Origin of the sequence: Jejuibacter sp. L23 (assembly GCF_050815825.1) — a bacterium.
Taxonomy (GTDB): Bacteria; Pseudomonadota; Gammaproteobacteria; order Enterobacterales; family Enterobacteriaceae; genus Jejubacter; species Jejubacter calystegiae.
This window is the reverse complement of sequence record NZ_CP138199.1, coordinates 4,461,557-4,485,925: the sequence shown is the minus strand read 5'-3', so window position 1 is coordinate 4,485,925 and position 24,369 is coordinate 4,461,557. Positions and strand designations below refer to the sequence as shown.

Below are 24,369 nucleotides of genomic sequence, written 5' to 3'. Positions count from 1 at the left end.
TTAACGGGATGGTTTGTGGCGGGTTCAATGTTTTTGGTTACTCAGGATCGCTATCTCTTTCAGGGAATCAAAAATTTCTTCCCTGATATAGTGTTACTGCATTCTACCGAGGGAGAAATTTTTGACAGCGACGGTAATGAATATTCGGTACTGGTGGACAGCCGGGCGCCACTGCGCCTTTCGGAGTATCTGATGCTCAGCACCGCAAGTCACGGTAAGCGCGTTAGCGGCATTGTGTTAGAGATGCGCTACCGCGAAGCGCATCTGCTGAGCCTGAAGTGGTGTATGGATATGGCTATGGCGCGTACCGATATGGCGGCGATGTTTGGTCTGTTTCTGGAAACGAAAGGGAATCGCCTGACCAGAGAGTGGTTTGATGAAATCCGACTGAGTGAACAAGAGCGCCAAATGCTGATACTGCTCAGGGAAGGTAAGTCTATGGAAGAGGCGGCAAGGGCTTTAGCGCTGTCGGTGAAAAGCCTGTACCGTAAGCGGATCGAGCTGTATGAACGGCTTGGGCTGTCCAACTTCAACGAAGCCTGCCTGTTTATCTTTAAAAACGGACTGCTGGATGTGCCTTATCATGCGCCCTGTGAACTGGCGGAGGCGGGGAGCGGATAATGTCCCCGCAGCGTGGAGTCTGTCGGGGATATCATCGTTCTTCGACATACAGATAGCCAATCCCCAGTATCTGGCTGGCGCGGTCTAACTGGCCGAAATGAATATTGGTGGCTTTGCTTTTCAGGGTGTCCTGCGGATCGAAGGGATTAAACGCAATCTGGCGGATAATGGCATCACGCCACTGCGCGCCGAATTCGCAACTGCGGCCATATAACCAAATCTGATTGATATTAAGGGTATTCAGAAAGTTATACAGGCTCATGCCAATGGCGGCGGCGGCGTGGCTGACCCAGTCAAGAATCCACGGCTCGCCGGCCTTCCATGCGGCCAGCAGTTGTCGGTTGGTGGGCTCTGCGCCTGGCTGGCGCTGGCGGGCCGCATGTTTTAGCGCACTCAGCGAGGCTACAGTTTCCAGACACCCGTATCTTCCGCAACTGCAACGCTGGCCGCGAGGATCGACAACGGTGTGGCCAATCTGGCCGCTGCCATAAAGATTCCCACGGAAAATCTCTCCATTGATGACGAAGGAAGAGCCGATACCGTAGTCGACATTGATAACGCAGAACTCGCTTTGCTGCCGGGGGTTCAGCCATTTTTCCGCCAGCGCCAGCATCACGCAGTCGTTATCGACGCGCACATCAATCTTTAGCTGCTCTTCCAGCAGGTATTTTAGCTCGACCGGCGCTTTCCAGGCGGCCTGGGGCATATGTTGCGAAACCCCGGTAACCGGATCCACCTGGCCGTGAACGGCCAGCGCCAGATTGATGCGCTGCTTTGGCCAGATCTGGCTTACCCGTCGCCACACATTGGCGATTTGACTGAGCAGCGCCTCTGGCGTCGTCACGCTAAAGGTTATCTGCCCGCATTCGCCCCGACCGACCAGTTGGGCATCGGCCAGTTGGTATTCAATACGGGTAGGAGTGACGCACATACACAGCGTCCATGCCCCAGTGGACGGCAACTGATAGCTGCCGCTGCTTTTCCCCCGCGAGCTTAGTGATTGCGGCGAATGCTCCAGCTTTCCCTCGTTCATCAGCTCTTCAAGAATATTGCTGGATGCGGGAATCGTGAGTCCGCTGAGCTGCGCCAGCCGCGACTTGCTGAGTCGCTTATGGCGCCACATCAGGGACATAAACAGGGCCTTATTGTGTTTACGTACCTGAAAATTGTTCAGTCCGGGCTGATGCATCCCGTCTCCTCCCCTGATGAGCAGGGCTCTCTCACTGGTTCAGTAAAGTGCGTTTACTGTGCAATGTGACACCACCCCCAGCCATGGCAGTCAGGCTTAGATAGAGTCCTGACTCTCCAGATAAGGGGGTAATCATGGTATTTGGTTTACGCTCGCCAGAGCAACTGGCAAACGAACTCACCGCGACCCGGGTTCCAGTAGGAGGACTTGCGCTATGGAGTCTTGGTCAGGCGGGACTGGTGATAAAAAATGCGGCGGGCACGCTGCTGGCTATCGATCCCTACCTGAGCGATGCCATTGAAAGAACGCACCCGGGTACGGAATTTGTGCGCCGTTTTCCTCCTGTCATTCCGCCGCAGGCCCTGGCGGTCTGCGACGCCATCCTGATAAGCCACTTTCATGACGATCACATGGATATGGACACCCTTGAGCCTCTGGCACAGCAGGCGCCTGGGCTGCCGTTCTGGATCCCGGCGCCGGATGCCGCCACCCTGCAGCGGGAAAATACGATCGTTGGCGGCCAGGTGTTTGCCGCGAAAACCGGGCAGGAAATTACGGTGGGCGAATTTCGGGTATTACCCATTGCCGCAGCCCACAGCGAATATGAGCGTGATGCGCAGGGCAACGATCGCTATCTGGGCTATCACATCGTCTGCGGGGATCTCAGCCTGTGGCACAGCGGCGATACGCTGGTCACGCCAGAACTCCAGACGCAGATGTGCGAGTTACGGCCGAATATCGCCGTCCTGCCGATCAACGGCGGCGACTATGCGCGCGGCGCCAGGGGCATTATGCCGAATATGAACTTTCGCGATGCGGCGGATCTGCACCATAGGATCGGCAGCGATCTGCTGCTGCCCTGTCATTACGATCTCTTTACCTGCAACAGCGACAACCCCGCCTGGTTTGTCGATGACATGCTGACCCGTTATCCCGGCAAAAAATTTCACCTGATGATGCCAGGAGAGCGACTGATCTATCTCCCCCAGGACGGCTAACTTTAACGGGAATCACCTGCTATGAATAATAATCAACAACTGGCATCGCGCGCTCCTGTCCTGTCGCGCCTGGGTATTCCGCCCGCACTGGCCTGGGGCTACGTCGCCGTCCTGCTTTTTATGATTGGCGACGGCGTGGAGTCTAACTTTATCGCGCCATACCTCAGCCGTAACGGCTTCACGCTGGATATCGCCACCACCGTCATCGCGTTTTACGGCGTGACGGTGACTATCGGCTCCTGGCTGGCAGGAGCGCTTTCGACCCTGATTGGTCCAAGGAACGTGATGATCCTCGGGGGCGTTATCTGGATTGTCTTTGAAATCCTGTTCCTGGCGGTGGCGTTACCTTCACAAAGCGTCATTGCCCTGATGCTCACCTACGGCCCGCGCGGCATCGCCTACCCGATGTTTGCCTACGCCTTCCTGGTCTGGATCCAGGCCGCTGCGCCTGCCGATATGCGCGGATCGGCAACCGGCTGGTTCTGGCTGTCGTTTACCGGTGGGCTGCCGACCCTGGGATCGCTGGTGGCGATCTTTTCGATAGGACTGATGGATGAATACGCCACCCTGTGGCTGTCGCTGGCGATCGTCGCCGTCGGGATGCTGGTGATGCTGGTGGCGCTGAAAGAGCGCACGGGCTACGCCCCGCTGCTGGATAAAGCGCATCGCCACCAGAGCCCAGGACGCACCCTGATGGGCGGTATCGATATTCTGTGGCGTGAACCGCGCATTGCCGCTGCTGCCGTGGTGCGTATCATCAATACGACCCCTTACTTTGGCTTCTTTATTTTCCTGCCGGGGTTCTTCACCGAACGCATCGGCTTTTCCCAAACCGAATACCTCAGCCTGATAACGATTATGGGGCTGGTCGGCATGAGCTTTAACCCGGTTATTGGCAAGATGAGCGACATTATCGGCTGGCGCAAGGTGCTGACGCTGTTCGGCGGTCTGGGATCGGCAATCGCCATGCTGCTGATGTACTTCGTTCCGCTGTGGAGCGGCGGCAGCTTTGTACTGAGCGTCATTTTTGCCTGCCTGTACGGCATTACGCTGTGTGGCTACGTGCCCGCCGCGGCGCTCTTTTCCACCCTGTGTCAGCCAAAAGATCGGGGGAATGCGATGGCGATTTACTGCTTCGCTGCCGGGATGTCCACCTTCTTCGGCCCTGCGCTGTATGGCATTTTCAACGGACTCTTCAACACCGAAGGGGTGATTTGGGGCTATGCGGCGCTTTACGTCATCAGCGCGGTTATTTCGTGGTTGTTCCTGCTCAGCCCGCAGGATCCCGGAGAACAAAATAATCCGGCGGTGGCGCGGTTACGAAAACTGGATTCAGCAATATCAGAATAAGAGAGCGGTAATGAAAAGTTACGACTATATCGTGGTGGGCGGCGGCAGCGCTGGCTGTATCGTCGCGGCGCGGCTGGTTAAGGAAGCCAACGCCCGTGTTCTGCTGCTGGAAGCGGGAAGCGATGAGTACCATCCGGTACTGAAAATGCCCGCAGGCTACATGAAATATCTGGCCAGCGACCGCTATCTGACCATGCACCAGACCCAGCCGCAGCCTCAGTTGAACGGTCGGGGGGTCATTGTGCCCCAGGCGAAGGTACTGGGCGGTGGCTCAACGGTGAATGCCATGGTCTACATGCGCGGTCATCGCCAGGACTATGAAGACTGGAACCACGCTCTGGGTCACGAAGGCGTGGACTGGTCGTGGGATTCGCTGCTGCCTCACTACATGGCGATCGAAGATAACGATCACCTGGGGGCTCCCAGCCACGGCGTCGGGGGGCCGATGAAGGTTTCCCATCTGGGCCATTTCAGCCCGCTGAGCCGCGCTTATGTGAAAACCATGCAGGGGATGGGCATCCCATACTCGCCGGATTTCAACGCGGGCGATCCGAGCGGCGTGGGCTTTATGCAACACACCATCGACTGGCGGACGCGCAAAAGGTGCAGCGTGGTGGATGCCTTTATTACGCCGCTGCGCGGCGATTCACGCCTCACCATTGCTTCACAGGCTCTGGTGAAGGAGATCCTGTTCGAGGGGGACGATGCCGTTGGCGTTCGTTTTCAACGTCATGGCGTCGATGAAACCGCAATGGCGGAAAAAGAGGTGATTCTGGCTGCCGGAGCCTATCAAACGCCGAAGCTGCTGATGCTTTCCGGCGTGGGGCCAGACGAGGCGCTGCGCGAGCAGGGGATCCCGCAGCGCCGCTCTCTGCCAGGCGTAGGGGCAAATTTGCAGGACCACTATGAAGTGCCGGTGGTGGCGACAACGCGCGGCGCATGGGGCTACTACGGTCAGGACAAGGGCTGGCCGATGATGAAAGCGGGTCTTCAGTATCTGCTGTTTAAAACCGGCCCGGTGACGACCACCGGGGTGGAAAGCTGCGCGTTTTTCGACCCTCTCAGCGGCGGAGCCATTCCCACCATTCAGATGTTTTGCGTGCCCACGGTCTACCTCGACCGCGATGTGATGGGGGAAAACCCCGGCCACGGCGTCACGATAAATTCCCTGCTGCTACGACCGAAAGCGACGGGCCACGTCACGCTTGAAAGCCGCGATGCCGCTGCGTTACCCCGGGTGGATACGCAGATTTTTGGCCACCCGGAGGATCTGGCCCGCACTATCGCCGGATTCCGCTTTGCCCGTCAGGTGATAGCGGCGCCGCCGATGGCAGAGATGGTCGACAAAGAGATTTTCCCCGGCGTGGACATCCGCTCTGACGACGAGATAGCCGAACACTGCAAACGCATGGTGAAAACCGGCTATCACCCGGTGGGAACTTGCCGTATGGGGCATCGGGACGATCCTATGGCGGTGTTGAGCAGCGACCTTCGGGTGCGCGGTCTGGGGCGCCTGCGCGTGGTGGATGCCTCTATGATGCCCAACATCATTAGCGGCAACACCAATGCGGTGGTCATGGCCGTGGCGCACCGGGCGGCTGATTTGATTATGGGCCGTGAAAGCGTGGATACCGATTCGAATAAAGAGAGGGCCGCCTGATGAGCGATAAGCTAAGACGGGTGCAGGAAGCGCTGGCGGGCTGGCAACTGGATGCCGTGCTGCTGACGCGGCGTGACAATATCGCCTGGCTGACCGATGGCGCGACTTTTCATGTGGTGGAACGGGCGGAAGTCGGGGTCGCCAGCCTGCTGATTACCCCTTGCGAAGTGCGGCTGCTGGCCCCGGATAACGAGCTGGCGCGTATTGTTGCCGAAGAGCCTATGCCTTTTGAATACGAAACCGCGAGCTATCCCTGGTATCAGAGCCTCAGACAGGGGCTTCCTGACATTTTCAACGGGGCGTTGGGCAGCGATACGCCTCTGGCAGGGACCCGGGATGTGGCGGATAAACTGGTCCTGCTACGCCAGGGGCTGAGCCCGCAGGAACAGGAACGCTTCGCCGAATTAGGGCGAGAGGCGGCAACGCTGCTGGAACAGATTGCCAGAGGGCTCAGTCCCGGTATCAGCGAACAGCAGATAGAAGCGGAAATCGCCCATCGCTGCCTGGAAAAGGCGATCCGTCCGGTCTGTGTGCTGGTGGCCGCCGATGAGCGTATCGCCAGCTTTAAACATCCGGTTCCCGGGCCGTATCCCGTTATCCGCAAAGTGATGATGACGCTGGGGGCAGAACGCCAGGGTCTGCACGTCAGCCTGACCCGCATTGTCCACTTTGGTGAGCCCGAACCGGCCCTGCGCCAGCGGGTTCTGGCGCTGGCGGAAATTCACGTCGATATCATGCTGGCTTCCCGGCCGGGAAGGGCGTGGCAGGCGATTTTTAGCGATATCCAGCAGGCCTATGAAAGGCAGGGTCAGGACGGCGAATGGCGCCATCATCATCAGGGCGGTCCGACGGGCTACGGCTGTCGGGACTGGATAGTCACGCCACAGACCGAAGGCGTTCTGGCACCGGGAACGGCGCTGGCCTGGAATCCCACTCTGAGCGGCGTCAAAAGCGAAGAGACCGCCATACTGACAGAAAACGGCATCGCGTGGCTGACGCGAAGCGGCGACTGGCCGCTGATTGATATTCAGCGCGGCGGGCAGCGCTGGCAGGTGGCCGACTGGCTGATTATGCAGGGAGAGAAACCATGAGCGAAAGACTCAAACAGAAGCGCGCCCTGATCACCGGCGCGGGCAGCGGCATTGGCAGCGCGATAGCCACGCTGTTCGCCCGTGAGGGGGCGGATGTCGCGCTGCTGGATATCTCCAGCGACAATACCGAAAAGCTGGCGGCCCAAATCCAGACGCAATATCAGCGACGCGCTATTGCCTGCGTGGCGGATGTCACCCGGCCCGAACAGGTACAACGCGCCGTCGGTGCCGCGGAACAGGCGCTGGGAGGCATTGATATTCTGGTTAACTGCGCGGGGATTAACGTATTTCGCGATGCGCTCGAACTCTCTCAGGAGGACTGGCAGCGCTGTATGGATGTCAATTTACAGGGGCCGTACAACCTGATCCGCAGCGTGCTGCCGGGGATGCTGGGCCGGGAGTATGGCAATATCGTCAATATTGCCTCGGTTCACGGCCATAAAATTATTCCCGGCGCTTTTCCGTATCCGGTGGCCAAGCATGGGCTGATTGGGCTCACCCGCTCGCTGGGGGTGGAATATGCCAGTCGCGGCATACGTATTAACAGTATCTCGCCGGGATTGATTATGACCCCGGCCGCCGAGGCCTGGCTGGCGAGCTGTCCGGATCCGGAGGCGGAACGGCGCAGACAGCAGGAGATTCTGCCCTGTCGTCGGGCGGGAGAGCCCGATGAAGTGGCCTATACCGCACTGTTTCTGGCATCCGACGAGGCACGCTTTATTAATGCCACGGATATCGTCATCGACGGCGGCAGAAGTCAGGTTTATCACGAGTAGTCTGCCGGGCTTAACGGCATAGCCTGCGAAGCAGCACAAATTTTTGGGCATATACTTAGCCTGCTCGCTTAACGCTGTGACTAACACCGGAGAAACTGCATGAGCCAACTGTTCACCCCGATAAAACTGGGCAACCTGACCCTGGAAAACCGCATCGCCATTGCCCCGATGTGCCAGTATTCGGCCGAACGCGGCCGGGCTACCGCGTGGCATCGCATTCATCTGGGCAATCTGGCCCTGTCAGGCGCCGGGCTGCTGATTCTGGAAGCCGCCGCCGTCGAGCCTGACGGACGTATCACCCCGCAGGATCTGGGAATCTGGGATGATGACACCGAACAGGCGCTGGGCGAGGTGCTGAAAGATATTCGCAAATATTCCCCGATGCCGCTCGGTATCCAACTGGGCCACGCCGGGCGTAAAGCCTCGACCGATGTTCCCTGGCGCGGCGGCGGTTTTCTGACACCGGAGCAGGGGGGATGGCAAACCTCAGCGCCTTCCGCGCTGCCTTTCCATAGCCATGACGGTGAGCCGCTGGCGCTCACTAAAGCGCGGATTGAAGAGATTAAACAGGCCTTTATCGACAGCGCCATTCGCGCCGATCGGCTGGGGCTGGATCTGATTGAAGTGCATGCCGCCCACGGCTATCTGCTGCACCAGTTCCTGTCGCCGCTTGCCAACCAGCGTGACGATGAGTACGGCGGTTCGCTGGAAAATCGCATGCGTCTGACGCTGGAAGTATTCCGCGAGGTGCGTCGGGTATTCCCGGCGGATAAGCCGGTTGGCGTGCGTATTTCGGCCACCGACTGGGTGGAAGGGGGCTGGGATATCGAGCAGTCCATCGCCCTGAGTCAGGCGCTGGAAAAAGAGGGCTGCGCTTATATTCACGTTTCCAGCGGCGGTCTGGCGCCGGAGCAGAGGATAAGCGTTGGTCCTAACTATCAGGTCCCTTTTTCCGCCGCCGTGAAGAAGGCGGTATCGATTCCGGTTATCGCGGTTGGGCTTATCACCGAACCGGAGCAGGCTGAAGCCGTGCTGGTGGAACAGGAAGCCGATATGATAGCCCTGGCGCGCGGGGTGCTTTACGACCCTCGCTGGCCGTGGCATGCGGCGGCGAAACTGGGGGCGAAGGTACAGGCTCCGGACCAGTATCTGCGCTGCGAGCCCCATGATGTGAAAGGGCTGTTCAATAAATAAATGTGTGCCGGCCCTGGGGGCCGGCTATCAAATACTGTTCAGATCGATATCTTCGCTGTACTCCAGACCAGAAATCTCTTTCAGCACCGTCTGCCCGCAAATAACGCGTTGCTTGTTAGCGTCATAAGTTAATGTGGGCTGACCGGCCAGCTCCCATCCCTGATTTAATAACTGCGTGATCCGACGGCAAAATTCGGCATCATCTGGTCCTGTAATATAACGGTAGGCTTTCATAGGTGTGACCTCAGTGGCTGGGTGACTCCTGCAACAATTTATTCTGCATGCAGCAGGGCTGGCAGAAACATTGCCTGTTTTAACAGGAATGAGACTCCGGTTACCAGTTTAGTTGTAACCAAACATCACCGTCGCGTTGTGGTAACGGTGCCAGACCAGAGGTTAACATTATGGGGCGCTAATGATTCAGATGATTTCGCCACGCGATATCCAGCATGCTGACCAGATTGGGAGCCTGCAGTTTTAGCATAATATGATTCTTAATCACGCTAATGGTTTTGTCGCTTATTTCCAGTTCCAGGGCTATGGTTCGGCTATCCATGCCGCGCATAAACCCCTGCAACACATCGATCTCGCGCGAGGTCAGCCGACTCAAATACTGATTGTCGGTCGGATAGCGCTGATAGTGTTGCAGGATATCCGGAGACAGATAACCGCCCCCTCGCTTTACCAGGGAAATAGCGTGTATCGCTTCGGGAAGCGGGGCCGTAATGGATAAGTAGCCATGGAATCCCATTCGTATCGCCCGTGAAAACATGAAGTAACTGGCGCCGCAGATGGCGACCAGGCGAATATCGGGGGCCTGGCGTCGAAATCTGTCCAGAATTGAAATCTCCTGTCGGGTAAGAGGAATATGATCAAGAATCAATATTTCTGGCGTTTCTCTTAACATCATGTCAGGGAGTTCAGCCAGCTTTTTCAGGCTATAGCAGCGGATACCATCGTTCTGACAGATAATCTCCCTGATCCCCCGACGCAGATAAAGATCCTGCGCGATCGCAATGCAGAACTTGCTCATAACGGAACGATCCTGTCGGCTGATGCAATCGTAGAGGGGCGATGGGCAATAATGATACGGGTGATTTTGAGCTCGGAAATGGACTTATTAATAAAGGCTTCATTGTCCAGATCCAGATGGCTGGTCGCTTCATCCATAAATAGCACCGACGGACGACGATAGAGCGCTCTGGCAATCAGCAGGCGCTGTTTCTGACCGCCGGAAAGCCCGGTTCCCAGTTCGCCCACCAGTGTTTCATAGCCCATAGACATCTTCATGATTTCATTATGAAGATTGGCATACAGGGCGCAGGTGGTCACCAGCTTCATATCGATATTGCTGTCGAATCCGGCAATATTGTCAGCGATGGAGCCTGAGAACAGCTTATCTTCCTGTAATACACAGGAGATCGCCTCCCGGTAATTATTCAGCCCCATATTATTAATGTTGATGCCTTCGACCAGAACTTCGCCTTCATTGGGGGAAAGCAGGCCGCACATCACTTTCATCAGTGTGCTTTTCCCTTTGCCGGAAGCGCCGACAATCGCCACGCTTTCACCCGGTTTTACTGCGAGGTTGAATTCGCTGAAGATGGGGGGAGTTAAGGGATCGTATTGAAAGGTCAGGTTTTTTAGTTCCAGCCTGACGGGAACGCCGGGGGCAAAAGGGCGGCGTGGCGCATTCTCTTTTTCCGGCTCGGTAAAGACAATGTCAGAGATCCTCTCATTGTGGAGCGATAACATACGTAGCTTAATCGCCAAATCGACCAGGCTTCCCGCCCGCTGAGAAAACTGCCCGCGATAGGCGTTAAACGCCATAAACATCCCAAGCGTCATAGAGTTATCTATCACCATAAGGGCACCTATCCAGAGAATCGCGACCTGATCGATGGTGTTGATAAAAATATTAATGCCGGAAAAAAACATATCGAAGCGGGTCTGGCGCACGCCGGTGTTTGCCGCATCGATATTCAGATTTAGCCATCCTCCCGATCGGTTGGCGTTGAGTCCCAGCGCTTTTATGGTGCCTATACCGTACAGCGTCTCCATAAAATGCGAGCCAGCCCGGGCGCTTTTTACAATCTGCTCTTCGGAAATGCGGCGGTAAACGTTATAGGTACTCAGTCGCAGTAGTGCATAACATGCCGTGAACCCCCCAACAACCCACGTCAGCCACCCACCGTACAGCGCCATCATCACTACCAGACCCAGGGAGACGATGGCATCCATCAGTCCGCCGACGACGTCCTGGGTAAAGGTACGTCGTATCACGTCCAGGGAAGAGAAACGGGACTGGATATCGCCGACCTGGCGTTTTTCGAAGAAAGAGAGCGGTAGCTTGATCATGTGGTCGAACAGGGAATTCTTCCACTGAACATCGATAAACGTCGAGATGACCAGACTTATCCACGAACGAATCATGCCCATAAAGGTGCGAAAGAGCATAAACAGCAGCAGCCCGCAGCAAATGACCATCAGTAGGCTACGGTCATGAGCCATGATGACGTGGTCCGTCACCAACTGCATACCGACAGGAAGTAGAAGGTTAATGGCTTCAATCACGATGGAAAGGGCGGCGATTTTGACTAATGCGCCTTTCAGCCCTTCGACATTGCGCATCAGATCCAGCAATTTGACGCGGGTTTTATAGCTGCCTTTTTCGAAGTGGTTTTCGGGCCAGAACTCTACAGCTACGCCGGTAAAGTGTTCAGAAAGTTCTTTAACACCGATAACGCGTTTGCCCAATGCCGGATCGTGGATAACCCAGCCAGCCCGATGATGGCCGACAAGCACAACGAAGTGATTCATATCCCAGTGCAGAACGCAGGGGAGCTTAAGCTTATTCACTTCGTCCAGATCGAGGGACAGCGAGCGGCTTTTCAATCCTATAGCCGAGGCGGTACGAATTAGCCCTTTAAGCGTCGTTCCCTGGGAAGAGACTGAAAAGTGATGACGCAGGTTCAGCATATCTACATCCAGGCCGTGATAACCGCATATCATGGCCAGGCAGGCAAGCCCGCATTCACTGGATTCAATCTGTAATATTTGTGGGACTTTTCGGGTCAGGCCAAAGTTAATTTTTTTTCTGAGGTAATCCAGTATTTCTTTATTCATTTGCAACCCGCCCTGTCACGCTATGCTTGACTTCATAAAACGGCATAAACATCCATTGATATAATTTACGCGTATCCAGAAAAACGATGGTCTTTGCCTGTAAGCCACCCGATAAATGCATCTTCTGGCCCTTGTCGCTGATATCGGTGTCTTTCAGGTCGACCAGCACTTTGTAGTAATTGCTGGCGCTACCTGCGCTCTCTTTTGGGGCGCTTCCGTAGCCTGTCATCTCCTCCCGGGAAGCCGGGATATAGGCAATGGATTTAATTACGCCGGGAAACTGGCCGAACTTTTCTGATGGAAAGGCGGAATAACGAATATTGACGGTATCTTTTATTTTAACGTAGGGCAGGCTGCTGTCAGGTATCCACAGCACCATGTAGTAGTGCGTTTTTTCCTGCGGCTGGATCTGTGCCAGAGAGCTGCCACTATTGACCATCTGTCCGGGCGTGACGCTGAGCGACTCGACCCGTCCGGCTCCCTGAGAAAAAATGATAATGGTCGCTCCGGCATCGGACTCGATTAACTTACGCTGAAGCTCATTACGCTGATAGATATTCTGCGTAATGTTATTGTCAAATTCTGCCGCACGGGTGAGTATCTGGCTGCGTAGCTGGGAAATCTGTAGCGTTTCCTGAATTGCCTGGCTGTTGAGCGATTGCAGATTACTCTGCTGCTGATAAAACATGAAGCGCTGATTATTTAGCTGATCGGTGGTAATTAACCCCCGTTTGCGATATCCCTCATAACTGGTCATGCCTTCACGCATTTTCGCTACGCCATCTTTGACGCTGGTGATAAGGCGGGTGGTTTTGTCATGGTTCTGCTGATAATTAGTGAGCTGTTCCTGCAAGTTACTGAGAGTTTCTTTTTTATTACTACTTAGCTTTTCGATAATTTGATCGATGTTGGCTATTTGCTTTTTGAGCACCGTGAGTGTTTCCGCGCTTACATTACCTGAAGTGGTTTGCCTGGAGACATTAATACTGTAGATAGGATCGCCAGATTTTACGCTGTCGCCCTGTTTAACGAAAACCTTACTAATGTATCCCTGCTGCGGAGAATAGATATTTATGGCGTGCGGGAAGGTAATCACCTCTCCGCTAACCTCAATCCGACGCGTATAGTCGAAAAAAAACAGGAAATAGAGTAACAGGGCCATAAACAGGATGCTCAGTAGCGCAATTAACCACGGTGGAAGTCCGTTAGTTAATAGTGCTCTTCCTCTCCATTCAGCCTTCTGACGATTAATTACTTGTAAGCGGAAGATACCAGGATTGCTCATATCGTCTTCATACATCCTCAGTGTTTTATTGAATAGCCGGGGTTTCCCCCGGCTAAAAAGAACGGATAATCAGGGAACGAGAGTCCCGTTGGCGAAGCCTTTGGCGACTTCGTCAACAACCTGCCAGGTGGTGTCCCAGCCCACGGCGGCAGAGGCGACAACCCCGCCGGTCAGGCCGATCAAACCGCCTGCGACCATACCAACACCCTGGCCGATAGCGCCGAAGCCCAGGACACCGCCGCCGTCACCACCGTGCTTGCCGCCGATGATGGCGCCGGCAAAACCCGCGGCAACTCCGCCAACAACAGCGCTTTTAATTGCTTCGCCGATGTCGGAAAAGAAGCCATTGCCATATGCGCCTGCAACTTCATCAATTTCAATAGTGGTTAATTCTCTCATTTTTATTACCTTCTAATATCAGTTAAGGATATGAAATACCATTGCCGACGAATAAGTTATTCAGACAATAGTATTTTGCTATTCATTCATAACGAATGAATTCTGTGCACTATTCGCAAATTAATTTTGCGTAATAGTAAAAGTCATTGCCGTATTGGCGATTCCTGGCGTTATCGTTGGCGCAGTTTGTATATAACCGGCGCGTAATGGAATCGTAATGCTGGTTTCAGCGCCAGTGTGATATGTCTCTTCCGTATCAAACTGCAGGGCTGTGCCGCTTTCTCTGACGACTTTGACCGCTACGCCGTTGGCCGAGCCTTCGCTACCGTCCAGCGGAATAACGCCTGGTTCGGGTGAGGCCGATCCGCCGCTGGCGCTAAAGGAGACTTTCACGGGCATGTTGTCTCCCTGGCAGGTCAATTCGACGTTAAAGGCCACCATATCGCTGGTACTGCCCGGGCCGTTAAACTCCGTACGCTGGTGTCTGCCCAGCGGTACGGTAATGCTGGGCGATTTCGCGTAGCAACTCTTGATCCTGGCGCCGCCGGCGGTGACCTGAAGCGACAGGATATTAGTGGCGCTGCCGGACGGTCCCGGCAGGGTGAAACGGGCCACCAGACCGGTAGGGAAGTTGCCCGGTTCAATTTCGCCGGTACGGTAAAACAGTAGCTGAATGTCGGAACCGCTTAATCCCAGAGTTTGATTAGGGGATAGGGCCGCATTGGTCACCGGCATGGAACGATCGGGTAGCACAAAGTCGGAAACCTTTACCCCAATGCCAGGCAATCCTGTTTCATACACGCCCGGCACCGTGGCGCTTGGTGTCGCCCAGCTTCCCAGAAGGGAGGAGCGATACGTTGTACTACCCGTACAGTTCAGGGTCAGCAACCTTGCGACGCTCAGGGTTTTTCCTCCAATAACTCCGCCGATGGGAATATTGGGATCCACTGCAAGATTAGGGAGCACCACCCGTACCGTTTCCGGAGAGGCTACAAAAGTACAGCCGGCAAACACCTTCGCGGAAGCAAATAAAAGAGGTGTTAGCAGTAAACTCAGCGTTCGGATGTTTAACATTATTTTCCTTCCTGATTCCTTTATACGCTCTGGTCTGGCTGCCGTTACCGACATTCCGCCGCCACTTTCTGAAGTCCCGGAGAGCCGTCACTGGTGATACGGTAGCTGGCCCGGCACTGGCTATCCGCCGTATTGCCCCAGGACACTCCCAGCGTTCCGCTTTCCTGTAATCCGCTCAGATAAACTTCGCCGTCATCGCCGACGATACTGCTGTAAGAGGAGCCTTCCCCTTCCGGCGTCACGGTTGCCCCAAAGGGAACGGGCAAGCCATTCGGTCGCGTCAACTTCACCATCACCCGCTGTCCGACGCGTCCGGAAAAGTCGGCCCTGACGACGGCGCCGCGCGTTGGCACTACGCTACGGGTGGTTTGTTCCAGTTCGACGTTGTCCGCCAGCGTTTCCGGATCGAGCGCGATTTCGTTACGGCGATAGGCGCTCATATAGGGCACGACGGTGTATCCGCGGAAGTCGGTTTTCACGCCGGTCTGGTTGATGACCCGGGTACTGCTTACGCCTGGCGCTTTCACGAGCGCAACGGTTTCGCCCAGCGGTTGGCTCAGAGTGATGCCATCTTCGTGCAGCATAGCTGCGCCTTTAATGCCATAGCTGACGCGTCGGCTGTTTTTATCCCAGGCGTATCCGGCGTTCACTTCGCCGTAGGTCGCCTGATAATCGGCATTCAGGTTACCGCCGCTTCCTTCGCCGTGATTTGTCCGGGACTCCTGAACGCTCCAGTTCAGATTGTTATCCGCCAGGGCCGTGCCGTTCAGGCCGACCGTCTGAGAGGTATCCCCATGACGCTGGGTATTGATGCTGTAGCTGGCCCAGGTATTGCTCAACCAGCGTTCCAGCGGAATATTGATGCTGAAAGCCAGGATCTGGTCCTTGTCGTAAACCCTGCCACTGTGTTCGTCGAAACCGATATCCTGCTTATATGAGTTGCGGTTATAGCTATAGTTAACGCTATAGCTGATTCCTTCCCAGCTATTGTTGTAGCCAACGGAAACGGAACGCATCTGGCGGCTATTGTTCCAGTAATCTTCGCCGATCAGGCTGAATGTTAGCGCGCCTGCACCCTGCCACAGATTCTGGCTGAGCGTCATTTCCGCGCGGTTGCGGCGGCGCTCCTGCCACAGCCCGTAGTCTTCGTCGCTGTTGTACCAGGAATCCATGACCTCATTCAGGGTGTAAAAACCGCGGGTTGAGTAGCGATAGCCCGCAATAGCGAAGTTGGTTCCGGTATCGACGAAATTCTTGCTGTAGCGTACGCGCCATGACTGTCCCTGCTGGCGTCCTTCATCCTTTGGCTTTCCCCATGACTGCGTCATGTCCAGGGAGAGGGCACCCAGCATTCCCAGGTTTTTCCCCAGCCCGCCAACCACCGACTGATAGCGCGATGAGAGCTGGGTTCCGCCGTAGATCGTGAAGCCGTAGGGCAGCCCCCAAATTCCTGTTCCCTGGGTAAAGAAGGTATGCTCCGAGTTATTGTTCTGGTATGAGCGGTAGGTCCCGCTGGTCAGGCTGTATTTCATACGCCCTTCGCGCTGCAGCACAGGAACCGACGCGAAGGGCACTACCATGTGCTGTTCGGTGCCGTCGGCTTCCTTAATGGTGATGTAGAGATCGCCGCTGCCGCCGGTCGGATACATATCGGAGATCGTAAAGGCGCCAGGCGCCACATAGCTCTGATAAATGATGTAGCCGTTCTGCCGGATAATAACCTGTGCGTTGGTGCGGGCAATGCCGCGTACTACCGGAGCATAACCTTTCAGGCTATCAGGCAGCATTTCGTCATCTGAAGCCAGCTGTACGCCGCGAAACGAGACGCTATCGTAGATATCCGAAGGCGAACTGCTTTCCCCAAGGGTAAGCTGGCTCTTCAGCGCTACGATGTCGCGTTGCAGGAAGGTATAAATCGTATCCCAGTGCGAATCGCCATGGCTGCTACGGCTCCAGGTCGTGTAGTTACGCAGACGCCAGGGGCCAATATTCAGCGAGGGACGAACGTTTAAATACTGGTTGTCACTATCGCGCGCGCCAGGCTTTTTGGCGTAATAATTTGCGCCGCTGAAGCTGTAATTCAGCCAGAATGCGCTGATTCCCTCGTCCCATTTTTCTGGTGGCACGTAGCCGCGCGCCTGATTGGTCATGGCCGCCTGTGGGATGCTCAGAATCAGTCGCTGTTCGCTGAAGATCAACTGCGCGTCGGCATCCGGAATGGCGTTCAGATCCACGCATTTCGCTGCGGTGTTCAGGGCCGGAAATCCATCTACCCGCACGCCGTAGCGAATCAGATCGTCCTCACTCAGGCAGGGCCACAGACGTTTTTTGCCGTCGGTGTCCGCTTTCAGCATAAAGGCTATATCGCGCGTTTCTTGATCCTGACGGTTGACCACCACATCGACATGGTAGATGCCAGGCTGTTGGGCATCCTCTTCGAACGCCGACAGATCTACCCGGGGACGATCGCTTCCCTGGCGCTCCAGCAGCGCGGGGTTAAATTGCGCTTTGGCCAGGGCCTGCGTGGTCATGCCGGACGCAAAAAGGATGCCCAATAACATTGAGGAGATTTTTTTATATTCCGCCACTGCCATCATTTACTGATTCCCTTCCTGTTCTCGCTAATTCATGAACCCGACATCAGAAACGCCCATCATTACAGCTGTGCTTGATGCGCGCGGCCTGATGCGCCAAAGTCGCTGATTAGCTTCCAGGTCACATTTCCCGAGACCGCCCCATTAAGCGAATAGGTTTTCGTCGCAAACGGAGCTACCCACTGCGGATCTTTTACTCGCTGTCCGCCAACGTTAATTTCATAAAAATTCATGTAGTACGGTGTTGGATTTTTCACCTGTAACTGGCCTGCGGAGCGCGTCCAGCGCAACTGTTCCGCCATATCTTCTGGCCGCTTATCTTTGAGCGCCTGGGGGCGGTAAATGAGCTTGATGCGCGTCTTTATCGCTACCTGCAACACGTTCTCTTTATCGGCGGCTTTCGAGGGGATTGATTTAATATTGACCCAATACAGAGATTCCCGGTCCGCAGCCAGATTTGAACCATCATTAAGAATTCTCATAATATTCTGCTGTTGCGCATCCAGCCTGAATAATGGCGGTGTAATCACAAACGGTGGCTTTCCGTTATCCGTATTTTCAACCCATGACTGAATTAAATAGGGCGATGAATCCGGATTATTAACGCTGAGTGAGGTTTCTTTTTTTCCTCCTTCAAAAATCACCCGGGTGCCGCCAATAATTACTCCGGCATAGGCTGTGGAACAGCCAAGAAAAAGCGCCAGGCACAGAGCCATTTTTTTCATCGATGACTTTCCGTTAGGTTAAATATTGGGTCGGGGTTACCGACCCAATAAGGTAATAACTTAGTTATAATTCATGGTGAAAGTCGCAACGGCGTTAGCCGGACCCGCGGTCACCGTGTCTGACATGGCGATATAACGGGCGTAGAAAGGCAGATCGTTTTCTACGTTAGCCTGCAGCGGGTAGGCGCTGGACGGTGTAAACAGCGGCAGTACAGCCTGAGTACGATCGGAAAGCTGGATACCTACTCCAGTGGCCACGCCGCTTTCTTCAGTCAGCGCCAGGACAGAGTCGTCACCTGAATAAGCGGTACCGTCAAATTTTACGGTGGCGCTGGTGATCGTATCCGGGCAATCCTTCAGCTTCAGAGAGAATTTAGTGGCGGAAGCGGTAGAACCCGCACCAGTAAAGGTGCTTTTATTTACCTTACCCAGATCGACAGTCATTTTGTTACCGGCACCGATATCAACAGTACAGGCTGCATCCACGATTTCACCTTCAAAATTAACGGTACCATCATAAGCCTGCGCGGAAACGCTGCCAGCCAGTAACATCATCCCTACCGCAGTAAGAGAAAGACCAGTTTTCATGTTCATAGAATTTCCTTTATATAAACATATTATTGGCGGTGAAAATTTATTTAGCGATATTGCTGTTTCACCATTATTTATTCCGTATGCATAACTCTCCGTAGCGGAGGTATACACGCAGGAACAATCCTTTAAAGTACGAGCTCATCTTTATGCTCACGATGTCCGCCTTGTTAAGGTTATGCCCGAGAATGCCAGGCACAACCTGAATGCGTCATATCAGTGAGATTCAAGATGTATTAATTATGTGTCCGGTTTTCTTAAAAGAGAAAGTGAAGTGTTTTTTGTGGAGAAAAAAAGAAAATAAATTTATGATTGCAACTCACAGAGTCGGAAGTAGAGAAAATAACATAAAATGTAAAACCCTTTGTTTTTTGTGGGGTGTTGTCGTTGGGTATTAGTAGTATCGCCATTTTTCCTATCATGATTCTGGCAGGCCGCGAGATATTTTATATGGTGTGTTGATGGTGATTTCAGCGTTATGAATTCATTAAAAATCAGTTAACTCGAAGCTGATGGCACAGAGTAGGATAACTCCTGTCTGCGAATCTCCGGAAACGCAGCAACGGCGCAATCAGGCATTAGATATGATGATTGATGCATTCTGTAAGATTTTTTATTCAATCCTTATAAAGGAAGGAGAGTTAGATGAAACATTTCAGGCTATTATTTCATCAAATCTTGATGTTGAAAATTTCAGTATGTGCAGAATATTCCTATATTGAATTAGTTTTCAGTTGTTTAACCTTTCTGGTTATCGGAGTTCATTTTTTATGAAATTTCGTATCTGTATGTTTTTTAAAGTTAAAAAAATGGAGCTGAATAATGATAATTAGCTGGTTGAGATTGTACGTATTTTCATCTTTTGCTATGAAGTATTCTGAACGCATATGTCAGACATGGTAGAATGGTATTAATAATCAATGTGTTATGAGGGTTAAGGAAAGTGCACAAAGCGATGTCTGTATGAAAAGCAACCCTTCATAAAATTAATTTACTTCAGCTAAATATTATAATAATATCCTTATGACATATGGAACTTTCCTGAAACATATATTCATGCTGACAATGGATGTGATACCGTATGCATAATCACTATATCATTAATAGTAAAGTTGAATTCCGCCCCGCAGTCAGTACATTGAAACCCCTTGATGGTCATGGCTCTGAGGTGGAATTAAACTCACCCGCTGCACGTTGTCTTTTGTTGTTAATTCATAAACAGGGTGAAATCATCGGGCAGCAGGAGTTCATGGATGAAGTTTGGGGGAAGAATGGAATACATGTGACTTCAAACACTTATTATCAGAATATATCAATATTACGTAAAGCACTAAAGAAGGCTGGAATTGATGACGAGATCATCGTAACCATTCCAAGGGTAGGGCTAACGTTAGCAAGTGAGACGCAGGTTGTCTGTGAAGGCCGCGAGAGTAAACCTCCAGTACCTCCAGCGGAACATTCAGCAAGGAGCGAACAGAGTAAAGAGAGTCCCGATAGCAACATTCAGAACAGCATACTTGAGATATCTTCAGAGAAACCACAACCCACGGTCATAGGCGGCTCTCCCCCGCTCACTGAAGCCAGAATACCACGCGCTCATTTTAATGGTTGTATCTCTCCTGGTATCTTATGCCTGGTGGCGGGGGTTCTTTTCTTCTGGTGGACACAGCATCATACGCAAAAAAATTACTACTCGAATTACCAGTTTATCTACCAGGGAAAGGGATGCAAAATTTATGCTTACCATCTTCTTAAAACTCAAAGCTTCAAAAACGAAGTGATTAACTGGGGCATGAAGTTTTCTTCCGATTGCGCTATCCATCCTTATATCTATATAGATAAATATGAAATATTACCCCGTGTCTCCGTGATACGTTGTGATAAAGAGATCAATAAAAACAATGAGTGCATATCTGAGTATTTTGTAGAGTAATACTAATGAAGCGAGTGATGATAATAGCTTGTGTCGTGTTTTCCATTGTAGCTGCTATGCTGGTGATAGAGATACATGTCAGAGAAGAGACCGATGATGGTTTCTCTTGTATCGCGAGTTACATACAACACAGCAAAGGATTTCGTATAAATATGATGGTCAGTTACACCTTTGGCGCCAGAAACGGCATCATCAATCTGACCGGTATAGCGACAGATGAAACGGGAAAGATATGGTCACTAGATCGTCGGGTCATTTTTCAGTACTACCGTGAAGAAAACATTTATTTCTTAACATCGGTACGGACCACCAGGTTTCCGAATGATAATGCGGATACCATGATGCTCAACAGATATATCCCTTCATTTTATCTGAAAGATTCTCAGGAAATAGTCTTGAAAATTTTGCCTAACGGGAGCAATAACTATCTATTTTTTCTGGATCCAATACCGATGTATAACTGTAAGCTCGCCCTCTGAAATTGTGTGACGGGTTTCTGCGTCTTCGGCTATCGTTCCGCTTTTGGGTTGGAAATAATGCAATATCGAACGGGGGCTGGTGTTCTGCATCGCGGATAATATTGCGGTTGGTATGCTTTGCGGCTTGTGAAGCTGCGGTGAATAAAAATAAATAAAACTTCACATGACCATAAAATCGCCAGGTCGTATAAAGTAACAGTTAATCCACTAAAAGCTACGCGGCTTTTGTTGTGCAACTTTGCTTTTACATAGAGCAATCGTTATCTTCTCAGGGAACGAAACTATGAAACCATGGCGTTTACATCAAACTGCCCTAAAATATCCGCCGCGCATATTTGCGAAATGGCGTAGGGTATATGTTTTTCCTTTTATTGGTACCGGTCTGTTAGCGTTTCACTTTGGTATTTACGCCGCTACGCTCAATAGCCTGAATGATACTGACTTTATGCAGCCAGGTTTTAGCGTAAATCCGGGAGATTCCGTAGTTGCGACATTAAGCGATACAGAAGGAACGGGTTATGGGGTTCTGAATAAAGAACGTGGCGGCCGTTTTTCACTTTCCCGGGATGTGACCGTAACCAGTAATAATGGTGCTCCCTGGTCCCGCGGCATCATGATGAACGGTGATGCCAGCTCCCTCAGTGCCGATCGTCTGGTTGTGAATAGCAGCGGTGCTTTTGCCGAAGGCATTGCCGTTAATGGCGATGATGTTCAGGTCGAATTAGGTTCCAGCAGCCGAATTAACGTAATCAGTCAGAGCGATCCTGTCCAGGCTGCAGGGATTTACCTGCGGGGCAATTCGCAACTGATGGCGAATGAGCTGTCTATTGCCACAGACGGCAATAATACCGAAGGGCTGCATATTGAGAATGAAGGTACCCGGGCGAACCTGGGAGAGAGCAGCAGCATCACTACGGCCGGGCGGAACAGCGCCGGTATTTATATCTTTGGTGCCAATGGCGATCCGCAAAACGGTCAGTCTTCTTTGACTGCTTCCCGTCTGAACATTCATACCTCCGGGGATAATGCTTACGGCATCAATATTCAGGCCGGTGCGGACGTACAGTTGGGCAGCGGTAGTTCCGTAACGACTGGCGGTGCCAACGCGATTGGGGTTTGGGCCGTGGGGGAGCACTTACAGATGCGGGGGGAAGCGCTGGCGATAAACACCCAGGGTGCAGGTGCCAGTGCCCTGGAAGCTGGATATGGCGCTCAGGTCGATATCGGCCCCGGGAGCCAGCTTTTTTCCGCCAGAGGGATAGGACTGGTCTCTGTGGAAACGGGAACCGTCGTCAGTTATCACGGCGATAAAAGCCACCGGAATATTGTGACCTCCCTTGCGGGGGTGGGGGCATCCGCTCAGTCCGGGGGCGAGCTTAATCTGGCGCATACCCAAATCGCCGTAACGGGACGACATCAACCTGATAAACCGGGTTATGGGCTGTGGGCCATTACCGGTGGCCGTATAAACGGAGAAGCGCTGACAATTCAGGGCGCGTCGGGTAACCGTGGGGTTTATGCGACTTCAGGTGGTGAAATTACGCTAACGGATTCTCTGTCAGTTGCGATGGCGGGGGCGGATGAGATCGCCATAATGACGGACAGCAGTGAGGATTACGGTTCAGGAATCGGGCGTATCCGCGCCAGCGGTGTGATCGACCTGCTGGGCGGCGTGAAGGCCGACACTGGCTCCATCGATATGGTGATGCAGCCAGGCTCTGTCTGGACGGGAGCCTCCGCTACGGCGAGCGAAAACGGTGCGATGTTAAATGTGGCTATGACCGGTAGCCGCTGGAATATGACCGGGGATTCCAGTGTGAGTACGCTTCAAATGGCTGGCGGTCTGGTTTCTTTCGCGTCAGAGCGGCCGGGAACTACGCTGACCGTAGGCCGATTAAGCGGAAGCGGCCGCTTTGCGCTGAAGACTGATATCGTGAGCGGCGGAGTGAATAACCATAGCGATAAACTCGTGGTGACCGGGGCCAGCGCCGGAAATCATCTGTTGGATTTCGCTAATCAGGGTAGCGCCGCCACGAACGGTAATGAACGTCTCACCGTGGTGGAAACGCCGGACGGCAAAGCCACATTTACCGGTACGCATAATGTTGAGCTGGGTGGTTATCTGTACGAATTGCATAAGCAGGGAACCGACTGGGTTCTTCGTGCAACTGCGCCCGATACGCCCGAAATACCGCCGAACGATGGGGATGATGTAACGCCGGATACGCCGGAAGATAATAATAACGGACAGCCGGAGACACCGACCGGGCCGATAACCAGCACGGCGGATGCCGGAGCCAGCTTCCTGAATATCGGCTATTTGCTCAATTTTGCGGAGATCCAGACTCTGATGCAGCGAATAGGGGATCTGAGGCAGGGTCGCCGTGGCGGCAATATGTGGATTCGCGGTTATGCCGGACGATTTGACAGCTTTTCTGGCGGTAAGCTGAGCCAGTTTACGCTGGACTATAGTGGTACCCAGTTCGGGGCGGACAAGAGATTTTTTGACGATATCCCTCTTTATACCGGGGTTTTTATGAGTATGACTCACTCCAGTTCCGATTACCGCAGCGGTGATGGGGGCGTGAAGGCCCACAGCGTGGGGGTTTATGGTTCCTGGGTAGCGGTGAACGGCTTTTACAGTGACACTGTGCTGAAATATACGCATCTGAAAAACAGTTTTAACGTTCTGGATTCCGAAGGGCGGGGCGTTGGAGGCCAGGGGAATTCGGGGGGCGTGAGTCTGTCTGTGGAAGCGGGGCGAAAATTTTCCCTGAGTGGTAAGGCGTTGAGAAACGGTTTTTACCTGGAGCCGCAGGCTCAGCTGACGTGGAGCCACCAGAACGCTTCGCATCTTCGCGCCAGTAATGGACTGCGAATTGATCTGGGCAGCTATGAGTCATTGCTCGGGCGCGCCAGTATGCTGTTAGGGTATGAAGTCGACCATCGCGATATCGCGTTGAATGTTTACCTGAAGAGCGGTTATTTGCATGAGTTTAAAGGCGATGCTGGATACCAACTGAATGGCTCGCAGGAACAACATCGCTTTCGCGGCGGCTGGTGGAATAATGGTCTGGGCTTCAGCGCGCAGTTTAAGCAACATCATACTCTCTATTTTGATGTAGACAGTTCGACGGGGTACCAGTTTAATCAGCGTCAGGCGAATCTGGGTTATCGCTACAGCTTCTGATTTACTGCTGCCGGTTCTTCCCGGTTGGTATAGGGAGAACCGGCATAATGATAATCAATCGGGTTGAATACGGCACGAATTCAGACTCTCAAAG

The 24,369-nt window shown here is 53.2% G+C and carries 20 protein-coding genes; 10 read left to right on the top strand and 10 right to left on the bottom strand.

All coding sequences use genetic code 11. From position 1 onward, the window contains the following. The first annotated feature begins 27 nt into the window (after positions 1-27). Entirely contained in the window at positions 28-621 is a 594-nt protein-coding gene (locus SCU88_RS21330) for a helix-turn-helix transcriptional regulator (RefSeq protein WP_138093749.1), read from the top strand. Between the two features lie 31 nt (positions 622-652). Here SCU88_RS21330 and SCU88_RS21325 read toward each other — a convergent pair whose 3' ends face one another. Beyond that, positions 653-1,810: an ROK family protein gene (locus SCU88_RS21325; RefSeq protein ID WP_175340724.1), complete on the bottom strand. Its 1,158-nt coding sequence runs from the start codon at positions 1,808-1,810 to the stop codon at positions 653-655. 134 nt (positions 1,811-1,944) lie between these two features. Between SCU88_RS21325 and SCU88_RS21320 the strand changes: the two genes are divergently transcribed. The 6 genes from SCU88_RS21320 to SCU88_RS21295 all read left to right on the top strand — a co-directional run bounded on the left by SCU88_RS21320 (position 1,945) and on the right by SCU88_RS21295 (position 8,879). Beyond that, on the top strand, positions 1,945-2,808 hold the full coding sequence (locus SCU88_RS21320) for an MBL fold metallo-hydrolase (protein ID WP_175340723.1): 864 nt from the start codon (positions 1,945-1,947) through the stop codon (positions 2,806-2,808). Positions 2,809-2,829: 21 nt separating this feature from the next. Then, positions 2,830-4,158: an MFS transporter gene (locus SCU88_RS21315; protein WP_138093743.1), complete on the top strand. Its 1,329-nt coding sequence runs from the start codon at positions 2,830-2,832 to the stop codon at positions 4,156-4,158. Between the two features lie 10 nt (positions 4,159-4,168). After that, complete coding sequence (locus SCU88_RS21310; protein WP_175340722.1) at positions 4,169-5,818, top strand: GMC family oxidoreductase N-terminal domain-containing protein; 1,650 nt, start codon at positions 4,169-4,171, stop codon at positions 5,816-5,818. Continuing rightward, complete coding sequence (locus SCU88_RS21305) at positions 5,818-6,909, top strand: M24 family metallopeptidase (protein WP_175340721.1); 1,092 nt, start codon at positions 5,818-5,820, stop codon at positions 6,907-6,909. The genes SCU88_RS21310 and SCU88_RS21305 overlap by 1 nt, the downstream gene beginning before the upstream one ends. Continuing rightward, positions 6,906-7,685, top strand: coding sequence for an SDR family oxidoreductase (locus SCU88_RS21300; protein ID WP_175340720.1), 780 nt, complete (start codon positions 6,906-6,908; stop codon positions 7,683-7,685). Before SCU88_RS21305 ends, SCU88_RS21300 begins: the two co-directional genes overlap by 4 nt. Positions 7,686-7,784: 99 nt before the next feature. After that, the gene (locus SCU88_RS21295) at positions 7,785-8,879 is read left to right on the top strand and encodes a tRNA-dihydrouridine synthase (RefSeq protein WP_175340719.1); all 1,095 of its coding nucleotides are present in this window, start codon (positions 7,785-7,787) and stop codon (positions 8,877-8,879) included. A 27-nt stretch (positions 8,880-8,906) separates the two neighbouring features. Here the strand turns inward: SCU88_RS21295 and SCU88_RS21290 are convergent, their stop codons facing one another. The 9 genes from SCU88_RS21290 to SCU88_RS21250 form a co-directional block, all read right to left on the bottom strand. Next, entirely contained in the window at positions 8,907-9,113 is a 207-nt protein-coding gene (locus SCU88_RS21290; RefSeq protein ID WP_138093733.1) for a DUF1737 domain-containing protein, read from the bottom strand. A 178-nt stretch (positions 9,114-9,291) separates the two neighbouring features. Next, positions 9,292-9,912, bottom strand: coding sequence for a LuxR C-terminal-related transcriptional regulator (locus SCU88_RS21285; protein WP_175340718.1), 621 nt, complete (start codon positions 9,910-9,912; stop codon positions 9,292-9,294). Next, positions 9,909-12,005 carry an ABC transporter transmembrane domain-containing protein gene (locus tag SCU88_RS21280; protein ID WP_175340717.1) on the bottom strand — a complete coding sequence of 699 codons (2,097 nt, stop codon included), beginning with the start codon at positions 12,003-12,005 and terminating at the stop codon, positions 9,909-9,911. The genes SCU88_RS21285 and SCU88_RS21280 overlap by 4 nt, the downstream gene beginning before the upstream one ends. Continuing rightward, positions 11,998-13,290, bottom strand: a complete 1,293-nt coding sequence (locus tag SCU88_RS21275) for an HlyD family secretion protein (protein WP_431810058.1) — start codon at positions 13,288-13,290, stop codon at positions 11,998-12,000. The genes SCU88_RS21280 and SCU88_RS21275 overlap by 8 nt, the downstream gene beginning before the upstream one ends. 69 nt (positions 13,291-13,359) lie before the next feature. Continuing rightward, on the bottom strand, positions 13,360-13,689 hold the full coding sequence (locus SCU88_RS21270; protein WP_175340715.1) for a colicin V synthesis protein: 330 nt from the start codon (positions 13,687-13,689) through the stop codon (positions 13,360-13,362). A 120-nt stretch (positions 13,690-13,809) separates the two neighbouring features. Continuing rightward, positions 13,810-14,763 carry a fimbrial protein gene (locus tag SCU88_RS21265; protein WP_175340714.1) on the bottom strand — a complete coding sequence of 318 codons (954 nt, stop codon included), beginning with the start codon at positions 14,761-14,763 and terminating at the stop codon, positions 13,810-13,812. Between the two features lie 44 nt (positions 14,764-14,807). Next, positions 14,808-17,357 (bottom strand): fimbria/pilus outer membrane usher protein, encoded by a 2,550-nt coding sequence (locus SCU88_RS21260; RefSeq protein ID WP_175340861.1) that lies wholly within the window; start codon positions 17,355-17,357, stop codon positions 14,808-14,810. Positions 17,358-17,419: 62 nt separating this feature from the next. After that, positions 17,420-18,082 carry a fimbrial biogenesis chaperone gene (locus SCU88_RS21255; protein ID WP_138093721.1) on the bottom strand — a complete coding sequence of 221 codons (663 nt, stop codon included), beginning with the start codon at positions 18,080-18,082 and terminating at the stop codon, positions 17,420-17,422. 60 nt (positions 18,083-18,142) lie between these two features. Continuing rightward, positions 18,143-18,670 (bottom strand): fimbrial protein, encoded by a 528-nt coding sequence (locus SCU88_RS21250; RefSeq protein ID WP_138099079.1) that lies wholly within the window; start codon positions 18,668-18,670, stop codon positions 18,143-18,145. 1,084 nt (positions 18,671-19,754) lie between these two features. On the opposite strand from SCU88_RS21250, the gene SCU88_RS21245 reads away from it, so the two are divergent. From SCU88_RS21245 to SCU88_RS21235, 3 genes are all read left to right on the top strand, one after another. Next, on the top strand, positions 19,755-20,606 hold the full coding sequence (locus tag SCU88_RS21245) for a winged helix-turn-helix domain-containing protein (RefSeq protein ID WP_175340713.1): 852 nt from the start codon (positions 19,755-19,757) through the stop codon (positions 20,604-20,606). A 5-nt stretch (positions 20,607-20,611) separates the two neighbouring features. Beyond that, on the top strand, positions 20,612-21,085 hold the full coding sequence (locus SCU88_RS21240; RefSeq protein ID WP_175340712.1) for a hypothetical protein: 474 nt from the start codon (positions 20,612-20,614) through the stop codon (positions 21,083-21,085). 283 nt (positions 21,086-21,368) lie between these two features. Continuing rightward, the gene (locus SCU88_RS21235; RefSeq protein ID WP_175340711.1) at positions 21,369-24,275 is read left to right on the top strand and encodes an autotransporter outer membrane beta-barrel domain-containing protein; all 2,907 of its coding nucleotides are present in this window, start codon (positions 21,369-21,371) and stop codon (positions 24,273-24,275) included. Positions 24,276-24,369 lie beyond the last annotated feature (94 nt).